Below are 17,578 nucleotides of genomic sequence, written 5' to 3'. Positions count from 1 at the left end.
CGCCTCACGCTCCCCAGTTGCCCTGACGGAACTCCATCGCGAAGGCCGGCGCCGCCTTCCAACGGATCTCCTTGCGCTTGGCGGTGAAGGTCGCGTTCTGGTGCAGCACCTGATAGGCGGGGTCCTCGCGCTCGCAGATTTCCAGCATGCGGCGGAAGGCGGCCTTGCGGCGGTCGCGGTCGGTGGAGGTTTCCAGCTCCACCGAGAGGCGGTTGCTCTCCTCGTTGCTCCACAGCCCGACCTGCTGCACCTGCCCGTTGGGGCCGAACTGGTTGACGATGCAGGACACGGGGTCGTTGAAGGGCGCGGAAGCGGACCAGTCGTAGACGCCGCGCTGGCCGTTGCGGTCCAGCACCTGGGTCCAGTTCTCCTTCATCTCGATCCGCACGTTCAGGCCGACCTGCTGCCACATCTCCACCAGCACCTGCGCGGTGGGTGTCTGGTTGGTGTAGTAGTTGTTCAGCAGGCGGTACGGGATCGGGTCGCCTTTGTAGCCGGCCTCGCGCAGCAGGCGGCGCGCCTCGGCCTGGTCGAACTTCGGCACGCTCCAGTCCGACACGAACATCTGGCCGTAGTAGTCCCACTGCAGCCCCTTCGGGACGACGGTGCGTCCGGCCCAGAGGCTCTCGACGATCGCGTCCCGGTCCACCGCATGGGTGAAGGCGCGGCGCACGCGCGGGTCGCGCAGCGCCGGATTGTTCTGGTCGAACACGGAGATGCGGTGGTTCAGGATGGTGCCGCCCTGCACTTCCAGCCGCGCATCGGCCTCGACGCTGGGGATCTGGTCGGGCGGGATGTCGCAGGCGAACTGCACCTCGCCCGAGCGCAGGGCGTTGATGCGCGCCGGCACCTCCGGCACTTCCAGGAAGCGGATCTGCTTCAGGGGCGGGCGGCCGCCCCAGTACTCGTCATGCGCCACCAGGGTCAGCGACTGGTCCGGGCGGAACTCCGCCACCTTGTAGGGGCCGGTGAGGATCGGCTGCCGGGCCCAGTCGAACCAGGTCGGCGCTTCCGTATAGGCGCGCTTGCTGATGATCTCGCTGCCGTAGCGCGCCAGGCGACCTTCCAGCGTCACGTCCGGCGTCGCGTTGTGGAAGCGCACGGTGTAGCGGTCCACCGCCTCCACGCGCTCCAGCGCCGGCCAGGAACGGCGGGCGACCGCGGGGATCTCGGGCGGCAGCTCGCGCCCGGCGCGGGTGGGGATACTGTCGCCGCGCACGGGGATGGTACGGCCCATCGCCGTGGCCGGCGTGTCGCCGAACATGCGCTCCGAGCCGAAGGAGAACACCACGTCCTCGGCGGTCATCTCGTCGCCATTGTGGAACTTCACCCCGGGGCGCAGCTTCAGCTCCACGACGCTGTCGCTCAGCCGGCGCCATTCGGTCGCCAGCAGCGGCGTTTCGCGCAGCCCGTTGAGCCATTCGCGGCCGATCAGCCCTTCCCACAGCGAGGAGAAGAACACCCGCTCGCCGACGTTGCTCTGCTCGCGCAGCACTTCCAGCGTGTTGGAGTTGCTGATCTTCTGCACGGCGATGTTGATCGATGGTCGCTGATCGGCTTGCGCGATGGCGAAGCGCGGCAGGGCGAGGCCGGCGGCGCCGGCCCCCAGCACCAGGGAACGACGGGGAAGCATCACGAGCGTCTCTCCTCCAAGCCCTGGGGCGTGGCGCGGAAATGGGTCAGGGTCTTCTCGGCATGGCGCATGCGGTGCGACAGGGCGCGCTGCGCGTAGCGCGCGACGATGGCGGCATAGGCCGGGTCGTCGGCAAGGTTCCGGAACTGGTCGGGGTCGCGCCGCAGGTCGAACAGCAGCGGCGGCAGCGCGGCGAAGTGGACGTATTTCCAGTCCGCATCCTGCACGACGCAGAGCGAGCTCTCGTCCATGCCCAGGCCGAGATCGCCCTCGGGCCGGGAATAGAACACGTCGCGGAAGTCGTATTCGTAGAACAGGTGTTGCCGCCAGTCGGCCGGCGTCTCGCCCCGCACCAGCGGCAGCAGCGAACACCCGTCGCTGTTGCGCGGCGCCGTGCCGCCCAGCCAGTCCAGCACCGTGGGCATGATGTCCACGCTCTCGGTGAAGGCGCTCTCGATCCGCCCGGCACTCTCCGGCCGATCCGGGTCCACCACCACCAGCGGGATGCGGAAGCTCTCGTCGTGGTAACCGACCTTGCCCAGCAGCCAATGGTCGCCGAGCTGCTCGCCGTGGTCGGAGGTGAAGATCACCAGCGTGTTCTTCCACTGATCCGTCGCGTCGAGATGCGCGATTACCTCGCCCAGCGCCGCATCCACCTCGGAGATCAACCCGCTATAGGTCGCCCGCATCTGCCGGATGGAGGCCTCGTCCAGCCCCGTCGCCGCGCCGCCGGCGCCGTGGAAGAAGGACCCCTGCCCGATGCCGCGCAGGTAGAAGGACAGCAGCGGGTGCTGCTCCGCCTCGGCCTGCCAGGAGGGGCTGCTCACCGGCGCCGGCATGTCCTCCGGCCGGTACATCCGGTTGTACGGCTCGGGCGCGATGAAGGGCGGGTGCGGGCGGTAGTAGCCGAGGTGCAGGAACCAGGGCTTCTCGCCCTTGCCCTTCAGGTAGGTCAGGGCACGCTCGGTGAAGAAGGCGGTGTCGGACAGATCCGCGGTGATGCGGCTGGGCCGGTCCGTGGCGCCGGGAACGGCATCCTCGCCCTCCGGCAGCCAGATATCCTCGCGGTTGGGGGGCAGCCGGTAGCCCTTCTGGGCCAGCCAGCCGAAATACCCGTCCATTGAGGGCTCGAAGGCGCCGACGGAGCGGAACCCGTCCATCAGGTCGCCCAGCGTGGTGAAGCGCGGGTCGCGCGGCGCCGTGGTGCGCGGGTCGGGCGTGGTGGTGGTGTAGCCGATCAGCGCGGGGTCGTAGCCCATCTCCCGCAGCGCCTTGCCCAGGCTGACATGGCGGGCATCCAGCGGCACGGTGTTCTGCACCGCCCGGTGGTTCATCAGGTACAGGCCGGTCAGCAGGCTGGCCCGAGCCGGGCCGCAGGGCACGGTGGTGGTGACGTGGTTGCGGAAGGTCACCCCTTCCCGGCAGAGCCGGTCCAGGTTGGGCGTGCGCAGGAAGCCCGCGCCCAAGGCGGGCACGAAATCCGCCCGCCATTGGTCCACCACCACGAGAAGTACGTTGCGCCGCTGCGCCATCCCGGTTCCAGCCACACGGTTGCTGGCAGGTGGCTTACTGCTGCGGCGAGACGGCCCGATGACGCCCGGGTTTCAGGAGCATGACACCTGCCGAAACCGCCGAACCGGCCGGGACTCCGCACAGCATGGCCCAAGGCCGGGGGGCGAAGGCGCAGGCGAACACGAAGGGGATGTCGGGGTGGCCGTTGGAATGACGGGAGATGCGGCCTTGCCGGCGCTAACCGGCGGAACTGCGCTGCGGAGCAGCAACATCAGGCGAAGAACTTGGGAGGGACTGGCGCGCCCGAGAGGATTCGAACCCCTAACCTCCAGATCCGTAGTCTAGCGCTCTATCCAGTTGAGCTACGGGCGCCGGCCAGTGACCGCGAGATAGCCGAGCCTCGCGGCCGGCGCAACCCTCAGGCAGCGAGTTTATCGAGTTCCCGCAGGATTGCCTCACCCATCACGGAGGTGCCGACCCGCGCGGTGCCCGCGGCCATGATGTCGGCCGTGCGCAAACCGCCCGCCAGCACCTTCTCCACCGCCTGCTCGATCAGCCGCGCGTCCTCTTCCATGCCGAAGCTCCAGCGCAGCAGCATGGCGAAGCTCAGGATCTGCGCGCAGGGGTTGGCGATGCCCTTGCCGGCGATGTCGGGGGCGGAGCCGTGGATCGGCTCGTAGAGCGCGTGGCGCCGCCCGGCAGCGTCGGGCGCCCCCAGCGTGGCAGAGGGCAGCATCCCCAGCGACCCCGTCAGCGCGGCCGCCAGGTCCGAGAGCAGGTCGCCGAACAGGTTGCCGGCCAGGATCACGTCGAACTGCCGCGGATTCGAGGCGAGCTGCATGGCGCAGTTGTCGGCGTACATGTTGCTCAGCTGCACGTCGGGGAACTCGGCCTTGCCGACCTCCCCTACCACGGCGCGCCACAGGCGGCCGGACTGCATCACGTTGGCCTTGTCGATGCTGGTAAGCTTGCCGCTGCGCCCGCGCGCCAGCTCGAAGGCCACGCGGGCCACCCGGACAATCTCGTCCTCGGTATAGACTTCCGTATCGATGCCCCGGCGCTTGCCGTCCGCGCCGGTCTCGATGCCGCGCGGCTCGCCGAAATAGATCCCGCCCGTGCTTTCGCGCACGATCATCAGGTCCAGCCCGCGCACCACCTCCGGCTTCAGGGAGGAAGCGCTGACCAGCGGGTCCAGCACCGTGGCCGGACGCAGGTTGGCGAACAGGCCGAGCTCTTGTCGCAGCCGCAGGATGCCCAGCTCCGGGCGCCGATCGAAGGGCAAACCGTCCCACTTGGGACCACCCACCGAGCCGAACAGCACGGCGTCGGCCGCCTTGGCGCGCTCCACCGTCTCGTCGGAACAGGGCGTGCCCTCGGCGTCCAGCGCGGCGCCGCCGACCAGCCCTTCCTCGACCTGGAAGGACACGGAACGGCGACGGGACATCCAGTCCACCACCCGGCGGACTTCGCGCATCACCTCGGGGCCGATGCCGTCCCCGGGGAGGACCAGCAGCTTCTTGTTGGCGGTCACCCGGCGACGCCTTCCGTGCTGGTGGCCCAGGGCTGGCTCGTGCGGCGCTGCGCCTCGAAGGCGTCGATGGCGGAAGCGCGCTGCATGGTTTCCCCGATATCGTCCAAGCCGTTGAGCAGCCGGTGCTTGCGCAGCGGGTCCACGTTGAAGGGGATCTCCTCTCCGTCCGGGCGGATCACCACCTGCCGCGGCAGGTCCACCGTGATGCGGGCGTTGCCGCCCAGCCTGGCATCCTCCATCAGCTTTTCGCAAACCGCGTGCGGCAGCTTGACCGGCAACACGCCGTTCTTGAAGCAGTTGTTGTGGAAGATGTCGGCGAAGTCCGGTGCGATGACGCAGCGGATGCCGAAATCCAGCAGCGCCCAAGGAGCGTGCTCGCGCGAGGACCCGCAGCCGAAATTCTCGAAGGCGATCAGGATCTCGGCGTGGCGGTAGGGTTCCCGGTTCAGCACGAAATCCGGGTTCTCCTCCCCGCCGGGCCGGTAGCGCAGCTCGGAGAAAAGCCCCTTGCCCAGCCCCGTACGCTCGATGGTCTTGAGGAAGCGGGACGGGATGATCTTGTCCGTGTCCACGTTCGCCATCGGCAGCGGCGCGGCGACGCCGGTCAGCGTGGTGAAGGGCGTCATGCCGCGATCTCCCGCACATCCGTCAGGCGGCCGGTGATGGCCGCCGCGGCCGCCATGGCCGGGCTCAGCAGGTGCGTCCGGCCGCCCGGGCCCTGCCGCCCCTCGAAATTGCGGTTCGACGTGGAAGCGCAGCGCTCGCCGGGCTTGAGCTTGTCCGGGTTCATGCCGAGGCACATGGAACACCCCGCCTCCCGCCACTCGAAGCCCGCCTCGATCAGCACGCGGTCCAGCCCCTCGCGCTCCGCCTGCTCCTTGACCAGGCCGGAACCCGGCACGGCCATGGCACGCACGCCGGGGGCCAGGTGCTTGCCGCGCACGATCTCCGCCACGGCGCGGATATCCTCGATGCGGCCGTTGGTGCAGGACCCCACGAACACCGCGTCGATCCGCACGTCCTGCATCGGCTGGTTGGGGGTGAGCCCCATGTAATCCAGCATGCGCTGCATCTGCCCGCGCTTGGCCTCGTCCGGCTCGGCGCTGGGATCGGGCACGCGGCCGGTGATCGGCACCACCGTTTCCGGCGAGGTGCCCCAGGTCACCAGCGGCGCGATCTCGTCAGCATGCAGCACCACCTCGCGGTCGAACACCGCGTCGGGGTCGCTGGGCAGCGTGCGCCAGTACTCGATCGCGCGCTCCAGCGCCTCGCCCTTGGGCGCCATCGGGCGCTCGGCGACGTAGCGGAAGGTGGTCTCATCCGGGGCGATCATGCCGGCGCGGGCACCGGCCTCGATGCTCATGTTGCAGATCGTCATGCGCCCGGCCATGTCGAGCGCCCGGATCACCTCGCCGGCGAACTCGATCACGTAGCCGGTGCCGCCGGCCGTGCCGATCTTGCCGATGATGGCCAGCATCACGTCCTTGGCCGTGACCCCCTGCCCCAGCGTGCCGTCCACCGTGACTCGCATGTTCTTGGCCGGCTTCTGCAGCAGCGTCTGGGTGGCCAGCACGTGCTCGACCTCCGACGTCCCGATGCCGAAGGCCAGCGAGCCCAGCGCGCCGTGGGTGGAGGTGTGGCTGTCGCCGCACACGATGGTCTGGCCGGGCAGCGAGATGCCCAGCTCCGGCCCGATGATGTGGACGATGCCCTGGCGGTTGCTGTTCAGCGGGATGTAGGGAACGCCGAACTCCGCGACGTTGCGCTCCAGCGTCGCGATCTGCAGCGCGCTCTCGGGCTCGTTCACGCCGGAAAAGCGGGTCGCGTCGGTGGGGACGTTGTGGTCCACCACGGCGATGGTGGCGTCCGGCCGGCGCACCTTGCGGCCGGAGGTCCGGAGACCCTCATAGGCCTGCGGGCTGGTCACCTCATGGGTGAGGTGGCGGTCGATGTAGAGGAGCACCGTGCCGTCCGGCAGCGTCTCGACGACGTGGGCGTCCCAGATCTTGTCGAACAGCGTCCGCGGCTTGGTGGCCGACATCGGTTTTCCCCCAGAGATAACAACAGCCCTGATATAGTGGGGCCCGCCCCGGTTTTTCACCGGGCGGGCCCCGTCACGCAGGTCAGCCCTGCGATGCCTCGGCCGCAGCCGGGGCGGGTGCGGCCGGCGCCGCGGCAGCATTCGCATCCGGGCGCGGCGCCGCGCGCTCGGCGATGCGGGCGGACTTACCCGTGCGGCCGCGCAGGTAGTACAGCTTGGCGCGACGCACCTTGCCGCGGCGCACCACCACGATCTCCGCCACGTTGGGCGAATACAGCGGGAAGACGCGCTCCACGCCCTCGCCGTAGGACAGCTTGCGCACGGTGAAGTTGCTGTTCAGGCCGCGGTTGGAGCGCGCGATGCACACGCCCTCATAGGCCTGGGTGCGGATGCGCTCGCCCTCGACCACCTTCACCATCACGCGGAGCGTGTCGCCCGCGGCGAAGTCCGGCGTGGCGCGGGTGGCGGAAAGGCGGGACTGCTGGTCCGCCTCGAACTGCTGCAGCAGGTTCATCTCGTTGGTCCTTTTCTAAGCACTCGTGTAGGCGGCCGGAGCCGCCCCGTCCAATTCTTCGCGCCGGCGCCAAAGGTCCGGCCGCCGCTCGCGCGTCGCCGCCTCCGACTGCGCCGCGCGCCAGCGGGCCACCTCGGCATGGTGGCCGGACACCAGCACGTCCGGCACGCGCAACCCGTTCCATTCCGCCGGCCGGGTGTAGTGCGGGTATTCCAGCAGCGGGCCCCGGCCGCCGGCCGAGAAGGATTCCTCCTCCGCGCTGGCAGCCCCGCCCATGACGCCCGGCAGCAGGCGCACGCAGGCGTCCAGCAGCACCAGCGCCGCCGGCTCGCCGCCGGACAGCACGTAGTCGCCCACCGAGACTTCCCGCATGCCGCGCGCCTCGATCACCCGCTGGTCCAGCCCTTCGTAGCGGCCGCAGAACAGGATCACCCCCGGTCCTGCCGCCAGCTCCCGCACGAGGTCCTGCCCCAAGGGCCTTCCGCGCGGTGTCAGGTAGACCAGCGGCGCGCCGGGGTTGCCCTCCTGCGCCCAGGCACAGGCGGCATCCGCCACGTCCGGCCGCATCACCATCCCCGCCCCGCCGCCGAAGGGCGTGTCGTCCACCGTGCGGTGCTTGTCGGTGGCGAAGGAGCGGATGTCCCGCGCCTCGATCGACCAGCTCCCGCGCGACAGCGCGCGCCCCGCCAGGGAATGCCCCAGCGGACCCGGGAACATCTCGGGGAACAGCGTGAGCAGGGTGGCGCGCCAGCTCACGCCGCGTCATCCCCCTCGTCCTCGGCGGAACGGCCCTCCACCACCACCTCGTCGGGTGGGACGATGGTGCAGGTGCCGCCCGCGAGATCGACCGTCGGCACGCAGGCGCGGGTGAAGGGGATCTCGCTGTCCCGCCCCGCCGCGTCGCGCAGCGTCAGGAAGCTGCCGCCGCCGAAATCCTCCACGGACACGACGCGGCCGAGTTCCGCCCCTTCCGCCGTCACGGCCCGCAGGCCGAGGAGGTCGGCGAGGTAGAACTCCTCCTCCTCCGGCGGCGGCAGCGCGTCGCGCGACACGTAGAGGCGCAGCCCGGTCAGCTTCGCCGCGGCATCGCGGTCGGCCACTCCCTGCACGCGCGCGATCCCGCCCGGCAGCACCTCGATCGCGAAGTGCCGCGTCCCGCCCTCATCCGAGAGCGGGCCGTAGGAGCTGATCGCGTCGGGGTCGGCGGTGAAGGTGCGCAGCTTGAGCAGCCCCTTCACGCCGTGCGGCCGGCCGAACTCCCCCACCAGGATGCGCTGGGAAACCATCGCGGGATGCTAAGCGGCAGGAACCGTGGTCAGCCGTTGGCGGCAGCCGCGGCCGCCGCCCGCTCCTGCGCCTTCTTCTTGGGCGCGGACTGCTTGGGCTGCTCGGGGTAGACGGGCATCGGCGCCAGCCCGGCCTTGCCGAGGAACTTGGCGACGCGGTCGGTCGCCACGGCGCCCTGGCTGATCCAGTGGGTGATGCGCTCATCGACCAGGCGGATGCGCTCGGCATGCTCGGCCGGCAGCATCGGGTTGTAGGAACCCACCTTCTCGATGAAGCGGCCGTCGCGCGGGGAGCGGCTGTCGGCCACCACGATGTGGTAGTAGGGGCGCTTCTTGGCGCCAGCGCGCGACAGGCGGATCTTCAGTCCCATGGAAACACTCTTCCTTCTGGTGTTCTAGAAAGGCCGTCGGCCACCGGCGCCGGGGAGCAGGGCACCGAGCCCGCCCCGCATCAGCCCCTTCTGACCGAGCTTGTTCATCCGCTTCATCATCGCGGACATGTCGTCGAACTGCTTGAGCAGGCGGTTCACGTCCTGCACCGTGGTGCCCGACCCTGCGGCGATGCGGCGCTTGCGCGACGCCTTCAGGATCTCGGGCTTGCGCCGCTCGGCCGGCGTCATGGAGGAGATGATCGCCGCCTGCCGCCCGAGCATGGACTTGTCGAGGTTCGCGTTCTCGATCTGCGCCTTCATCTTGCCCACCCCCGGCAGCATGCCGAGGATGCCGCTCAGCGACCCCATCTTGCCGATCTGCTTGAGCTGGGCCGCATAGTCTTCCAGGTCGAACTGACCCTTCTGCATCTTCGCGGCCAGCTTCTCGGCCTGGTCGCGATCCACCGTCTCGGCCGCGCGCTCCACGAGGGAGACGATGTCGCCCATGCCGAGGATGCGGTTGGCGATGCGGTCGGGGTGGAAATCCTCCAGCGCGTCCAGCTTCTCGCCCGCGCCCAGCAGCCGGATCGGCGCGCCGGTGACCGCGCGCATGGACAGTGCCGCGCCGCCGCGGGCGTCGCCGTCCACGCGGGTCATGACGATGCCGGAAACGCCCACCTTTTCCTGGAAGGCGCGAGCGGTGTTCACCGCGTCCTGGCCCGTCATGGCGTCCACCACCAGCAGGCTCTGGTGCGGCCTGGTCGCGGCCTTCACGGCAGCGACCTCGGCCATCAGCGCCTCGTCGATGGCCAGCCGCCCGGCGGTGTCCAGGATCACCACGTCGTAGAGCTCGCGCCGCGCCACATCCAGCGCCCGGGCGGCGATCTCCAGCGGCCCCTGCCCGGCCACGATGGGCAGGCTGCCGACCTCGGCCTGCTTGGCCAGGGTTTCCAGCTGCAGCTGCGCCGCCGGCCGGTGCACGTCCAGCGAGGCCAGCAGCACCTTCTTGCGCTCCCGCGTGCGCAGCCGCAGCGCGATCTTGCCCGAGGTGGTGGTCTTGCCCGAGCCCTGGAGCCCGACCATCAGGATCGCCACCGGGGCAGGGGCGTTGAGGTCCAGCCCGCGCTGCCCGTCATCGCCCTCGCCGCCGCCCAGGGCTTCCACCAGGGCATCGTTGACGATCTTGATGACCTGCTGGGCCGGCGAGACGGACCGCACGACCTCGGCGCCCACGGCACGCTCGCGCACCTTGGCGATCAGGTCGCGCACCACCGGCAGGGCGACGTCGGCTTCCAGCAGCGCCACGCGGACCTCGCGCAGCGCCTCGTTCACGTCGGCCTCGTTCAGCGCGCCGCGACGGCGCAGCCGGTCGAAAACCCCGTTCAGCCTGCCTGAGAGCGCCTCGAACATCGGTACGCCCGTACCTTCCAGTGTGCCCCCTGGGGAGCGGCCAACGACACGCGCGCCGCTGCGCGAGTCTTCGCGGAGCGACGGAGCCGGCCGCACGGGGCAGCCGACCGAAAAACGCGGAACGTGTCCCGCGAAGCGCGCCGTCTACGCGCCCTGACCCACCGCGTCAAGCGATGCCCCCCAGGCGCCGCCCCACCCCGCGCGACGGATTGCCCGGCCTGCTGGCGACCGAAAGCGGAACCCAGGGTTCCACCCGGCCAGGGCCGCCAGAGCGCCCAGCCCCCCGACCCTTGTGCCTCACGGTTCCGAACGCCGAAACTGCGCGGGCACAGTTCGGCCAGATCCCAGCATGCCCACGCCAGACCGTTCCCGCGCCGCCTCGGAAGCCGCGGCCCTGACCCGCGCCTGGGCCGAGGAGGGCGGCCCGGGCGGCGCCATCGTGCTATTCGACGCGACGGGGCCGCGGGACGGCTTCGCGGGCGGCTATGCCTCACTGGAACACCGCCTGCCTTTCGGTCCCGGCACGCCGTCCCGCTGGGCTTCCATCAGCAAGCAGTTCTGCGCGGCGACCCTGCTGCTGGAAGGCGTGCCGCTGGACACGCCCTTTGCCACCTGGATCGACGGGCTGCCGCCCAGCCTGGGCGCGGTGCCGCTGCGGCGCGGGCTGGATATGACCGGCGGGCTGCCAGACCTGGTCGAAACCTTGTCCCTGGCGGGCTTTCCCTTCTCCGCCACCCTCACCGCGGCCGAGGGCTTGGAAGCCCTGCGCCGCCTGCCCGGCCTGAACGCGCCCACCGGCGCGGAGGGCGGCCCGGAGATGACCTACAGCAACACCGGCTACCGCCTGGTGCAGGCCGCCTTTCCCGCCGCCGCCGGCCGCCCCTACGCCGAGGCGTTGCATGCTCGGCTGCTGCAACCGCTCGGGCTGGACATCTGCTTGCCCGAGGACGAGGCCACGGTGGTGGACGGCCTCGCGACCGGCTACCGCAAGGATGGCACCGGCTGGCGGCGCGGCCGCTACGGCGCGCAGTATTCCCCTTCTGGCGGCCTGGCAGGCAGTGCCGAAACCCTGGCACAATGGGGTGCCGCCCTGCTGGCCGGACGCGGACCGCTGACGGGCATGCTGCCCCGGCTCTGCGAGGCCGGACCGCTCGGCGGCCCGTACCGGCTCGGCCTGTCTCTGCCGCAGCTGGACGGCCTGCCGCTGGCCGGGCACGGCGGCTCCCTGCCCGGCTATCGCGACCACCTGCTGTTCTCGCCCTCGCTGGGCATCGGCGCCGTGGTGCTGTGCAACCGGGAAGACACGGAACCGCTCTGGGCCGCCCTGCGCATCCTGGCCGCCTGGGCCGGGCTGCCCCTGCCCGTCCCCGGCACCCTGCCTCCCGGTCTCTACGCCGCCGCGACCGGCCCGGGCTGGGCCGAAGTGTCGGGCGGCGAGATCACCTTCATGGGCAGCACGGAGAAGCTGCTCGCCACGCCGGACGGAGTGCGCAGCCTCCCTTCCAGCCTGGACCTCGCCTTGCGGCCGGAAGCCGACGGCATCCTGGCCGGACAGGTCGGCCGCACGGCGCAGCGGTTGCTGCCGGTGCCGGGCGACACCGCCCTGGACCCCGCGATGGCCGGCTCCTGGCGGGATGATGCCTTCGGAAGCGTGCTGGAAATCCGGCCGGACGGTACCGCCCGCCTGCCGGGCTTCGGCGTGCCGGCTGTGCCCCTAACCCCATTTCCCGGTGGCCGCGCCCTGGTGTCGCGAGAGCATGGCGGCTCGGTGCTGCGCGCCAGCCTATGGCTCTGCGACCGGAACACGCTGCTGCTGAGCTCCCACCGCTCGCGGGTCCTGCGCCTCCACCGCGCTTAGACACTCAGCGGCCGGCACCAGCACCGGCCGGGGAGCCCGCTGGACCGGCGGCGCCCCCGGCCTTCAGCGGCACGCCGGATAGGCCAGCCACCCCAGCGGCCGCCCGTCCGCCCCGTCGATACGGCGGGCATCCGGGCAGTTCCGTTCCAGCAGGAAGGCCCGGTCGCCCTCGCCGGGAAAGGGCGGCGCCGCGCCCACGGGGCGGCGATCCTCCACCCGCGGCGGCGTGCCGCCGGAGGCCACGCAATCCATCCGCGTCCCGTCCCGGGCCTCGACCCGTGCCAGCACCCGGCCGCCCGACAAGGGCACCGCCGCGGTCACCATGCTCCCCGGCGCCCCCGCGAGGCAGGCGGCCAGGGCGGGCGCGACGCCCGGCAGCAACCGTTCCCAGCCCGCCTCCTGCGCCGCCGCGGGCAGGGCCGCGCCGAGCAGCAGCAACGGCAGGGCGAAGCGCGTCAATGGATCTCGTCCGCGCGGGCCAGCGCGTCCTTCAGCGCCTCCACCGTGAAGTCGCGCGACCCGCAGGCATCCAGGATCAGTCGCTCCCGGCGTAGGCACAGGTCGATGGCGGCGGGAATGCGCACCACGGCGTCGTGCGGGATCACCACCGCGCCGTGGCGATCGGCATGCACCACCGCGTCGTGGTGCGCGGCCATGCCGTGCACGGAGACTTCCTGCCCGTACTGCACGATGTGAACGTAGGCGTGCGACGGATTCACCATCCCGGCCAGCAGCTGGAAGCCGGCGGCGCTGGTGTCGAGGTCGCGGATCGAGCCGCTGGTGACCACGCCCTGCGCGCCGAGCGCCTTGTGCACGTTGGTATGCACCTCGCCCCAGAAGGCGCCGGTGCCGGGCGTGTCGTCCAGGTCCTGCAGCACCACCACGGTCGGCATCGCGGCCTCCGCGACGTAGTCGTACCAGCCCAGCCGCGCCGCCCGGTCCACCGCCGCCGTCCGCCCCGAAGGCGCCGCGGCGCGGATGGTGCCGGTGCGCGCCAGGCCGCAGATCGGCGGCAGGCGCGGATCGGCCGCCACCAGCTGGCGCACCGTGAAGCCGTAGCCGCGCCGGTGCGGCACCACCAGCTCCAGCGCGTTGCAGATGGTGGGCGTGTCCCATTGCCGCAGGGCGTCGAGGTCGGCGGCGGTGAAGGGGTACTCGGCCATGCGCGTCTCCATTCCCGGGCAGGTCCCGGCAGGGTGGCGCATCCTCGCGACGGTGATGGCCAGGGTCAAACACCGCCTGCGCGGCGGGAAGGCGCGTCGCTCGGATCACCGGCTGACGCGAAGCGGCCGCTACGAAGCAGACCGTGGCGGAACCGCGCCGCATGGGCCCGGTTCCGCCACGGCGCCCATCACGTCAGCGGCGGCGCAGCAGGGTCAGGCCGATGCCGCCCAGCACGGCCAGGGGCGCGCTGCGCTTGGCCACGCCCAGGAACAGCTCCTCCGCCGCCCCGGCCAGCGCCACGTCGCGCACGGCCCGCGCTTCCACCTCGGCTTGGGAATGGCTGGACCGCGTGGCCAGAAACGCCATGGCGCCGGCCAGCACCAGGTCGATGAGCAGCACGATCGCCGCGGCCCAGATCGGCCCGAGCCAATGCCACACCGCGTTGTACAGCAGGATGTGCAGCAGCACGTAGGCGGTCAGGCCGAACACCCCCGCCACCACCCAGTAGACAAGGCCGGAAACCTTGGCCCCGGCCTGGATCTTGAGGCGCCGGCTTTCCGCCTGCGCCGCCATGCCGACGAGGCGCAGCGCCCTCAACACGGCCTAGCGCCCCAGGATGCGGGCGAGCACGAAGCCCGCAACAGCAGCGATCAGGATGGCGGTGGCCGGCTTTTCCCGCACGCGGTCCTGCAGGTCCTCGAAACGGTGCTGCGCCTTGTCGGCCACGTTGCCGGCATAGACCTCGGCCCGGTCCACCGCGCGCGACAGGTTCTGGCCCTGGTCGGCCAGCAGGCCCTCCACCTTGCGGCGCAGTTCCGCGATCTGTTCCCGCGCGTCGCCGGAGGAGGGATCGTCGAAACTGTGGGTCTGTGTCGTGCCTGACATCGTCGTGCTCCTGTCGCCTGGATCCCACTCGCAACGTCGCCTTTCAGCGCCGGTTGCGCCACCCCGGCGCGAACTCCGCTAGGCCACCGCCTCCGCGGGCGAGCGACTCGGGACGCGCGGCGGCGCGGCCCGTTCGCGCAGGGGAAAGCGCACGCTCCAGCCCGTTCCCGGCCCGGGCTCCCGCCGCAACCGGCCCCCGAGCTGCCGGGCAAAACCGTCCAGCAGCTGCAGCCCCAGCCCGGAACCGGCACCCCGCGCGACCTCCGCGAAGCCGACGCCGTTGTCCCGCACACTCAGCAGGATGTCCGCGCCCTCACGCTCCACCCGCACCGTCACCGTGCCCGAGCGATCCCCGGGAAAGGCGTGCGTCACCGCGTTGCTGACCGCCTCCGTGACCAGCAGCGCGACCGAGACCGCCTGATCGGTGGAGATCATCACCTCGCCGGCCTGGACCTCCAGCGTGATCCGGCCACCCGACAGCTCGCCCCGGCCCTCCAGCTGCTGCGCCGTCAACTCTTCCAGGAAGGGCTTGAGCGAGATCGCCTCGAAGGAATGCTGCAGATAAAGGTGCCGGTGCAGCGTGGTGAGCGCCCGGACGCGGTTGCGCGCGGCGCGGAACTCCGCCTGCGCGGCCGGATCGGCGATACGGTTGGCCTGCAAGTTCAGCAGCGACGCGACGATCTGCAGGTTGTTCTTCACGCGGTGGTGGATCTCGGCCATCAGCGCCTCGCGCTGGTCGATCGCGGCGCGCAGCTCGTCCTCCCGCGCGGCGAGAAGCTGGGCCGCGCCATCGAAAGCCTGTTCCAGCTCGATCACCTCGCGCGGTTCCGTGCTGCTGGGGGCGCGGGCAAAGGCCACCCCCGGCCGCCAGGCGTTGACCCGCTGCACCAGGGATCGCAGCGGCCGCACCATGGCGAGGTCGACGCCGATCACGATGGCGGCGAGGCAGATCAGCAGAAAGGAGGCGAGCTCCGCGAGCCGCTGCAGCAAAGTCCGCCAGGCCGCATCCTGCACCGGGGCAAACGCTTCGCCCGTCACCACCCAGAGGTCGCCACCCAGCGACGCGGCGGCATAGGCCATGGCCTCGCCGCCCACCGACCGAACCTGCCGCAATTCGCCGGTGCGCAGCAGGTCGCGGATCGCCGCCGGCGGGGCGAGGCGTCCCGGAACGGTGCCGGGCAGCGGCACGGCGGCGCGGCTGCCATCCAGGAACCAGGTCTGCCGTTCCGCCGGACGCGCCGTCCGCGGAGGTGCCAGCCCGCTCAGCATCAGCGTCCCGCCGAGCACGCGGCGTCCGTTCTCCGGCGTATCCACGGTGAGTGCGAAAGGAAGCAGCATAGGAGGCGGCGAGGCCACGGCCGCCATCGCGGTGCCGTAGGCGACGCCTGGACTGCCGGAGGTGAAGTTGCCGAAGGCCAGACGGTCGGAAAACCGCGCCCGTTCCAGCCGGGCAGCGTCCGGCAGGATCGGCGGCGTTTGCCCGGGATGGCTGATGCAAACAGGACGCCGTTCGGCGTCCAGGATCCAGAAGCCTCCGTAGCGGCCTGGATGAAGCTCGGTCAGGCGGGACAGGAGATCACCGCACGCCGAGTCGCCGCCGCGGACCGCCTCGGTGCGCGCCAGGGCCCGCAACAACCCATCCAACTCGTCCAGCGCGGCGCCGCTCTCGGCCACCGCCACCTCGCGGGCGACCAGCACCCGCTGCAGCCCGGACTCCAGGGCAGCGTCACGACCCTGGAAGGCATTCCCGGCCGCGATGAAGATCACGGGCACCCCTGCTGCCATCAGCAGGACGACCATCCGGCCGCGAATGCCCGAAAGGAACTGCCTCACCCGCCCCGCGCCGCGCGCGAGGGCGGGCGGGGGCGTCACTTGTTGCGGTCCCGCTCGATCAGGCGCCGCAATTCCTCGGGGATCGGTTCATTGGCCACGTCGTCGAACATAGCGTGCAAGCCACGTTGCAGCCAAATGTTGAACGCGGCGTCGGCGGCGCCCTTGGGTGGTTGGCCCGAGGGTGCCGGCCCTTCTCGCGGACTGGACACGCCTCCCCCCTTCTTTGTCCCCTTGTCTTCCATTAACCGAGGAGGGCTGCGGACTCATCCTTACCCGCACCGGAAGCCGCACGCTGCCGATCGGCGATCAGCGTCCGGGACGCCGCGCGGCGGTTGCGGGCCGCCTTCTGGGCGCCGCTGCGCTCTTCGCCGGTCAGCCAGCGCTGCAGGGTCTGGCGGGCGCGGAACACCCGGCACTTGGCGGTGCCCACGGCGCAGTCCATGGCCTGGGCCACTTCCTCGTAGGACATGCCCTGCACGGTCACCATCACCAGCGCGGTGCGCTGTTCCACCGGCAGGCGCGCCATGTGGATGCGCAGTTCGCGCATCACCAGGCTGTCTTCCTGGGCGCCGGGGCGGGCAAAGGCGCTGCTGGGAACGTCGTCGAGATCCGTGGTTTCGCGCTTGCGGCGGATGTCGGAGATGAAGCGGTTGCGCAGGATGCGGAACATCCAGGCGCCGAAATTGGTGCCGGGGGTGAAGGAGGTCTGGGCGGCCAGGGCGGACGTCACCGCCGCCTGCACGAGGTCGTCGGCATCGGCCCGGTTCCGGGTAAGGGCCAGGGCCTGAACGCGCAGCCGGGGAAGGGTGGTGGTGAGCAGGTCGTGGAAGCTGAACTCGGCCTGCGGAGCGATGCCGGTCTCGGTGGTAGCAGCGTGCGTCACGGTGAAATTCCCCCGTTTGAAACGACCCGGCTCAGCCGGCTCTCGGGACATCAATGAGCGGGTCTGAAAAACCGTTGCCTCGCCCCGGACGATTTTTCAGCTTTTTTCCGATCGCCCTCAAAGGTCCGCATTCTCGCCCTCGGTGGAGGCCGGCGCGCCGCCCGCCTCGGATGGGAAATGCTCCACCAGCGCCCGGCGCGCGCGCGACACCCGGGCCTTGAGGGTTCCCACCGCGACCCCCGCCACCTTGGCGCCTTCCTCGTAGGAAAAGCCCAGTGCCCCCACCAGCACCAGGGCTTCGCGCTGATGCGCCGGCAGCACGGACAGCGCCGCATCCAGGCTGGCCACCTCCATGCGGTCGTGCTGGCGCGCGGCCTCGCTGACCGGCGGTTGCACGGCATCCAGGACGCGACGTTCCACCGCGCCGCGGCGACGCCCCTCGTAGAAAGCGTTGCGCAGGATGGAGAAGCTCCACGCACGCAAGCTTGTTCCGGCCTGCCATTGCGACTCGGCACGCAAAGCACGCAGAAGGGCTTCCTGAACCAGGTCGTCCGCGGCAACCGCATCGCGGGTGAGAAACCGGCCGAAGGCGCGCAGGTCGGGCAGAAGTTTCGCCAGGCCTGCCCTGAATTCGCTTTGGTCTCGGTTCATCCTATC

General features: G+C 71.0%; 19 protein-coding genes and 1 tRNA gene. 1 reads left to right on the top strand and 19 read right to left on the bottom strand.

Annotation, left to right across the window (positions count from 1 at the left end):
• Nucleotides 1–4: 4 nt before the first annotated feature.
• The 11 genes from ACLIBK_RS00765 to ffh form a co-directional block, all read right to left on the bottom strand.
• Nucleotides 5–1,633: an ABC transporter substrate-binding protein gene (locus tag ACLIBK_RS00765; RefSeq protein ID WP_415385296.1), complete on the bottom strand. Its 1,629-nt coding sequence runs from the start codon at nt 1,631–1,633 to the stop codon at nt 5–7.
• Entirely contained in the window at nt 1,633–3,165 is a 1,533-nt protein-coding gene (gene pehA / locus ACLIBK_RS00760; RefSeq protein ID WP_415385295.1) for a phosphoric/sulfuric ester hydrolase PehA, read from the bottom strand. Before pehA ends, ACLIBK_RS00765 begins: the two co-directional genes overlap by 1 nt.
• A 275-nt stretch (nt 3,166–3,440) precedes the next feature.
• Nucleotides 3,441–3,517: transfer RNA gene (locus ACLIBK_RS00755), tRNA-Arg, on the bottom strand.
• Between the two features lie 46 nt (nt 3,518–3,563).
• A complete protein-coding gene (gene leuB, locus ACLIBK_RS00750) occupies nt 3,564–4,676 on the bottom strand; it encodes a 3-isopropylmalate dehydrogenase (protein ID WP_415385294.1) in 1,113 nt (370 codons plus the stop codon).
• Nucleotides 4,673–5,302, bottom strand: coding sequence for a 3-isopropylmalate dehydratase small subunit (leuD, locus tag ACLIBK_RS00745; RefSeq protein WP_415385293.1), 630 nt, complete (start codon nt 5,300–5,302; stop codon nt 4,673–4,675). The genes leuB and leuD overlap by 4 nt, the downstream gene beginning before the upstream one ends.
• Nucleotides 5,299–6,717: a 3-isopropylmalate dehydratase large subunit gene (gene leuC, locus ACLIBK_RS00740; RefSeq protein ID WP_415385292.1), complete on the bottom strand. Its 1,419-nt coding sequence runs from the start codon at nt 6,715–6,717 to the stop codon at nt 5,299–5,301. Before leuC ends, leuD begins: the two co-directional genes overlap by 4 nt.
• An 82-nt stretch (nt 6,718–6,799) precedes the next feature.
• The gene (rplS, locus tag ACLIBK_RS00735) at nt 6,800–7,231 is read right to left on the bottom strand and encodes a 50S ribosomal protein L19 (protein WP_415385291.1); all 432 of its coding nucleotides are present in this window, start codon (nt 7,229–7,231) and stop codon (nt 6,800–6,802) included.
• Nucleotides 7,232–7,246: 15 nt separating this feature from the next.
• Entirely contained in the window at nt 7,247–7,987 is a 741-nt protein-coding gene (gene trmD / locus ACLIBK_RS00730) for a tRNA (guanosine(37)-N1)-methyltransferase TrmD (RefSeq protein ID WP_415385290.1), read from the bottom strand.
• Nucleotides 7,984–8,517, bottom strand: coding sequence for a ribosome maturation factor RimM (gene rimM, locus ACLIBK_RS00725; RefSeq protein WP_415385289.1), 534 nt, complete (start codon nt 8,515–8,517; stop codon nt 7,984–7,986). Before rimM ends, trmD begins: the two co-directional genes overlap by 4 nt.
• A 29-nt stretch (nt 8,518–8,546) precedes the next feature.
• Nucleotides 8,547–8,888, bottom strand: coding sequence for a 30S ribosomal protein S16 (rpsP, locus tag ACLIBK_RS00720; RefSeq protein ID WP_415385288.1), 342 nt, complete (start codon nt 8,886–8,888; stop codon nt 8,547–8,549).
• Nucleotides 8,889–8,912: 24 nt separating this feature from the next.
• Nucleotides 8,913–10,298, bottom strand: coding sequence for a signal recognition particle protein (gene ffh, locus ACLIBK_RS00715; RefSeq protein ID WP_415385287.1), 1,386 nt, complete (start codon nt 10,296–10,298; stop codon nt 8,913–8,915).
• A 349-nt stretch (nt 10,299–10,647) separates the two neighbouring features.
• Here ffh and ACLIBK_RS00710 point away from each other — a divergent pair, with 349 nt between their 5' ends.
• A complete protein-coding gene (locus ACLIBK_RS00710; RefSeq protein ID WP_415385286.1) occupies nt 10,648–12,156 on the top strand; it encodes a serine hydrolase domain-containing protein in 1,509 nt (502 codons plus the stop codon).
• A gap of 63 nt (nt 12,157–12,219) precedes the next feature.
• Here ACLIBK_RS00710 and ACLIBK_RS00705 read toward each other — a convergent pair whose 3' ends face one another.
• From ACLIBK_RS00705 to ACLIBK_RS00670, 8 genes are all read right to left on the bottom strand, one after another.
• Entirely contained in the window at nt 12,220–12,615 is a 396-nt protein-coding gene (locus tag ACLIBK_RS00705) for a hypothetical protein (protein ID WP_415385285.1), read from the bottom strand.
• Nucleotides 12,612–13,319, bottom strand: a complete 708-nt coding sequence (locus ACLIBK_RS00700) for an RraA family protein (RefSeq protein ID WP_415385284.1) — start codon at nt 13,317–13,319, stop codon at nt 12,612–12,614. The genes ACLIBK_RS00705 and ACLIBK_RS00700 overlap by 4 nt, the downstream gene beginning before the upstream one ends.
• A 193-nt stretch (nt 13,320–13,512) precedes the next feature.
• Nucleotides 13,513–13,917: a hypothetical protein gene (locus ACLIBK_RS00695; protein ID WP_415385283.1), complete on the bottom strand. Its 405-nt coding sequence runs from the start codon at nt 13,915–13,917 to the stop codon at nt 13,513–13,515.
• A 6-nt stretch (nt 13,918–13,923) separates the two neighbouring features.
• Nucleotides 13,924–14,205: a DUF883 family protein gene (locus ACLIBK_RS00690; protein WP_415385282.1), complete on the bottom strand. Its 282-nt coding sequence runs from the start codon at nt 14,203–14,205 to the stop codon at nt 13,924–13,926.
• 78 nt (nt 14,206–14,283) lie between these two features.
• A complete protein-coding gene (locus tag ACLIBK_RS00685) occupies nt 14,284–16,005 on the bottom strand; it encodes a sensor histidine kinase (protein ID WP_415385281.1) in 1,722 nt (573 codons plus the stop codon).
• 68 nt (nt 16,006–16,073) lie between these two features.
• A complete protein-coding gene (locus tag ACLIBK_RS00680) occupies nt 16,074–16,247 on the bottom strand; it encodes a NepR family anti-sigma factor (RefSeq protein ID WP_415385280.1) in 174 nt (57 codons plus the stop codon).
• A gap of 32 nt (nt 16,248–16,279) precedes the next feature.
• Complete coding sequence (locus ACLIBK_RS00675; RefSeq protein WP_415385279.1) at nt 16,280–16,921, bottom strand: sigma-70 family RNA polymerase sigma factor; 642 nt, start codon at nt 16,919–16,921, stop codon at nt 16,280–16,282.
• A 117-nt stretch (nt 16,922–17,038) separates the two neighbouring features.
• On the bottom strand, nt 17,039–17,572 hold the full coding sequence (locus ACLIBK_RS00670; RefSeq protein WP_415385278.1) for a sigma-70 family RNA polymerase sigma factor: 534 nt from the start codon (nt 17,570–17,572) through the stop codon (nt 17,039–17,041).
• Nucleotides 17,573–17,578 lie beyond the last annotated feature (6 nt).

The sequence above is a fragment of the Roseomonas sp. BN140053 genome (assembly GCF_047690175.1).
Taxonomy (GTDB): domain Bacteria; phylum Pseudomonadota; class Alphaproteobacteria; order Acetobacterales; family Acetobacteraceae; genus Roseomonas.
Note: the sequence above shows the minus strand (reverse complement) of the source record. Positions and strands in the feature narration are given on the sequence as shown.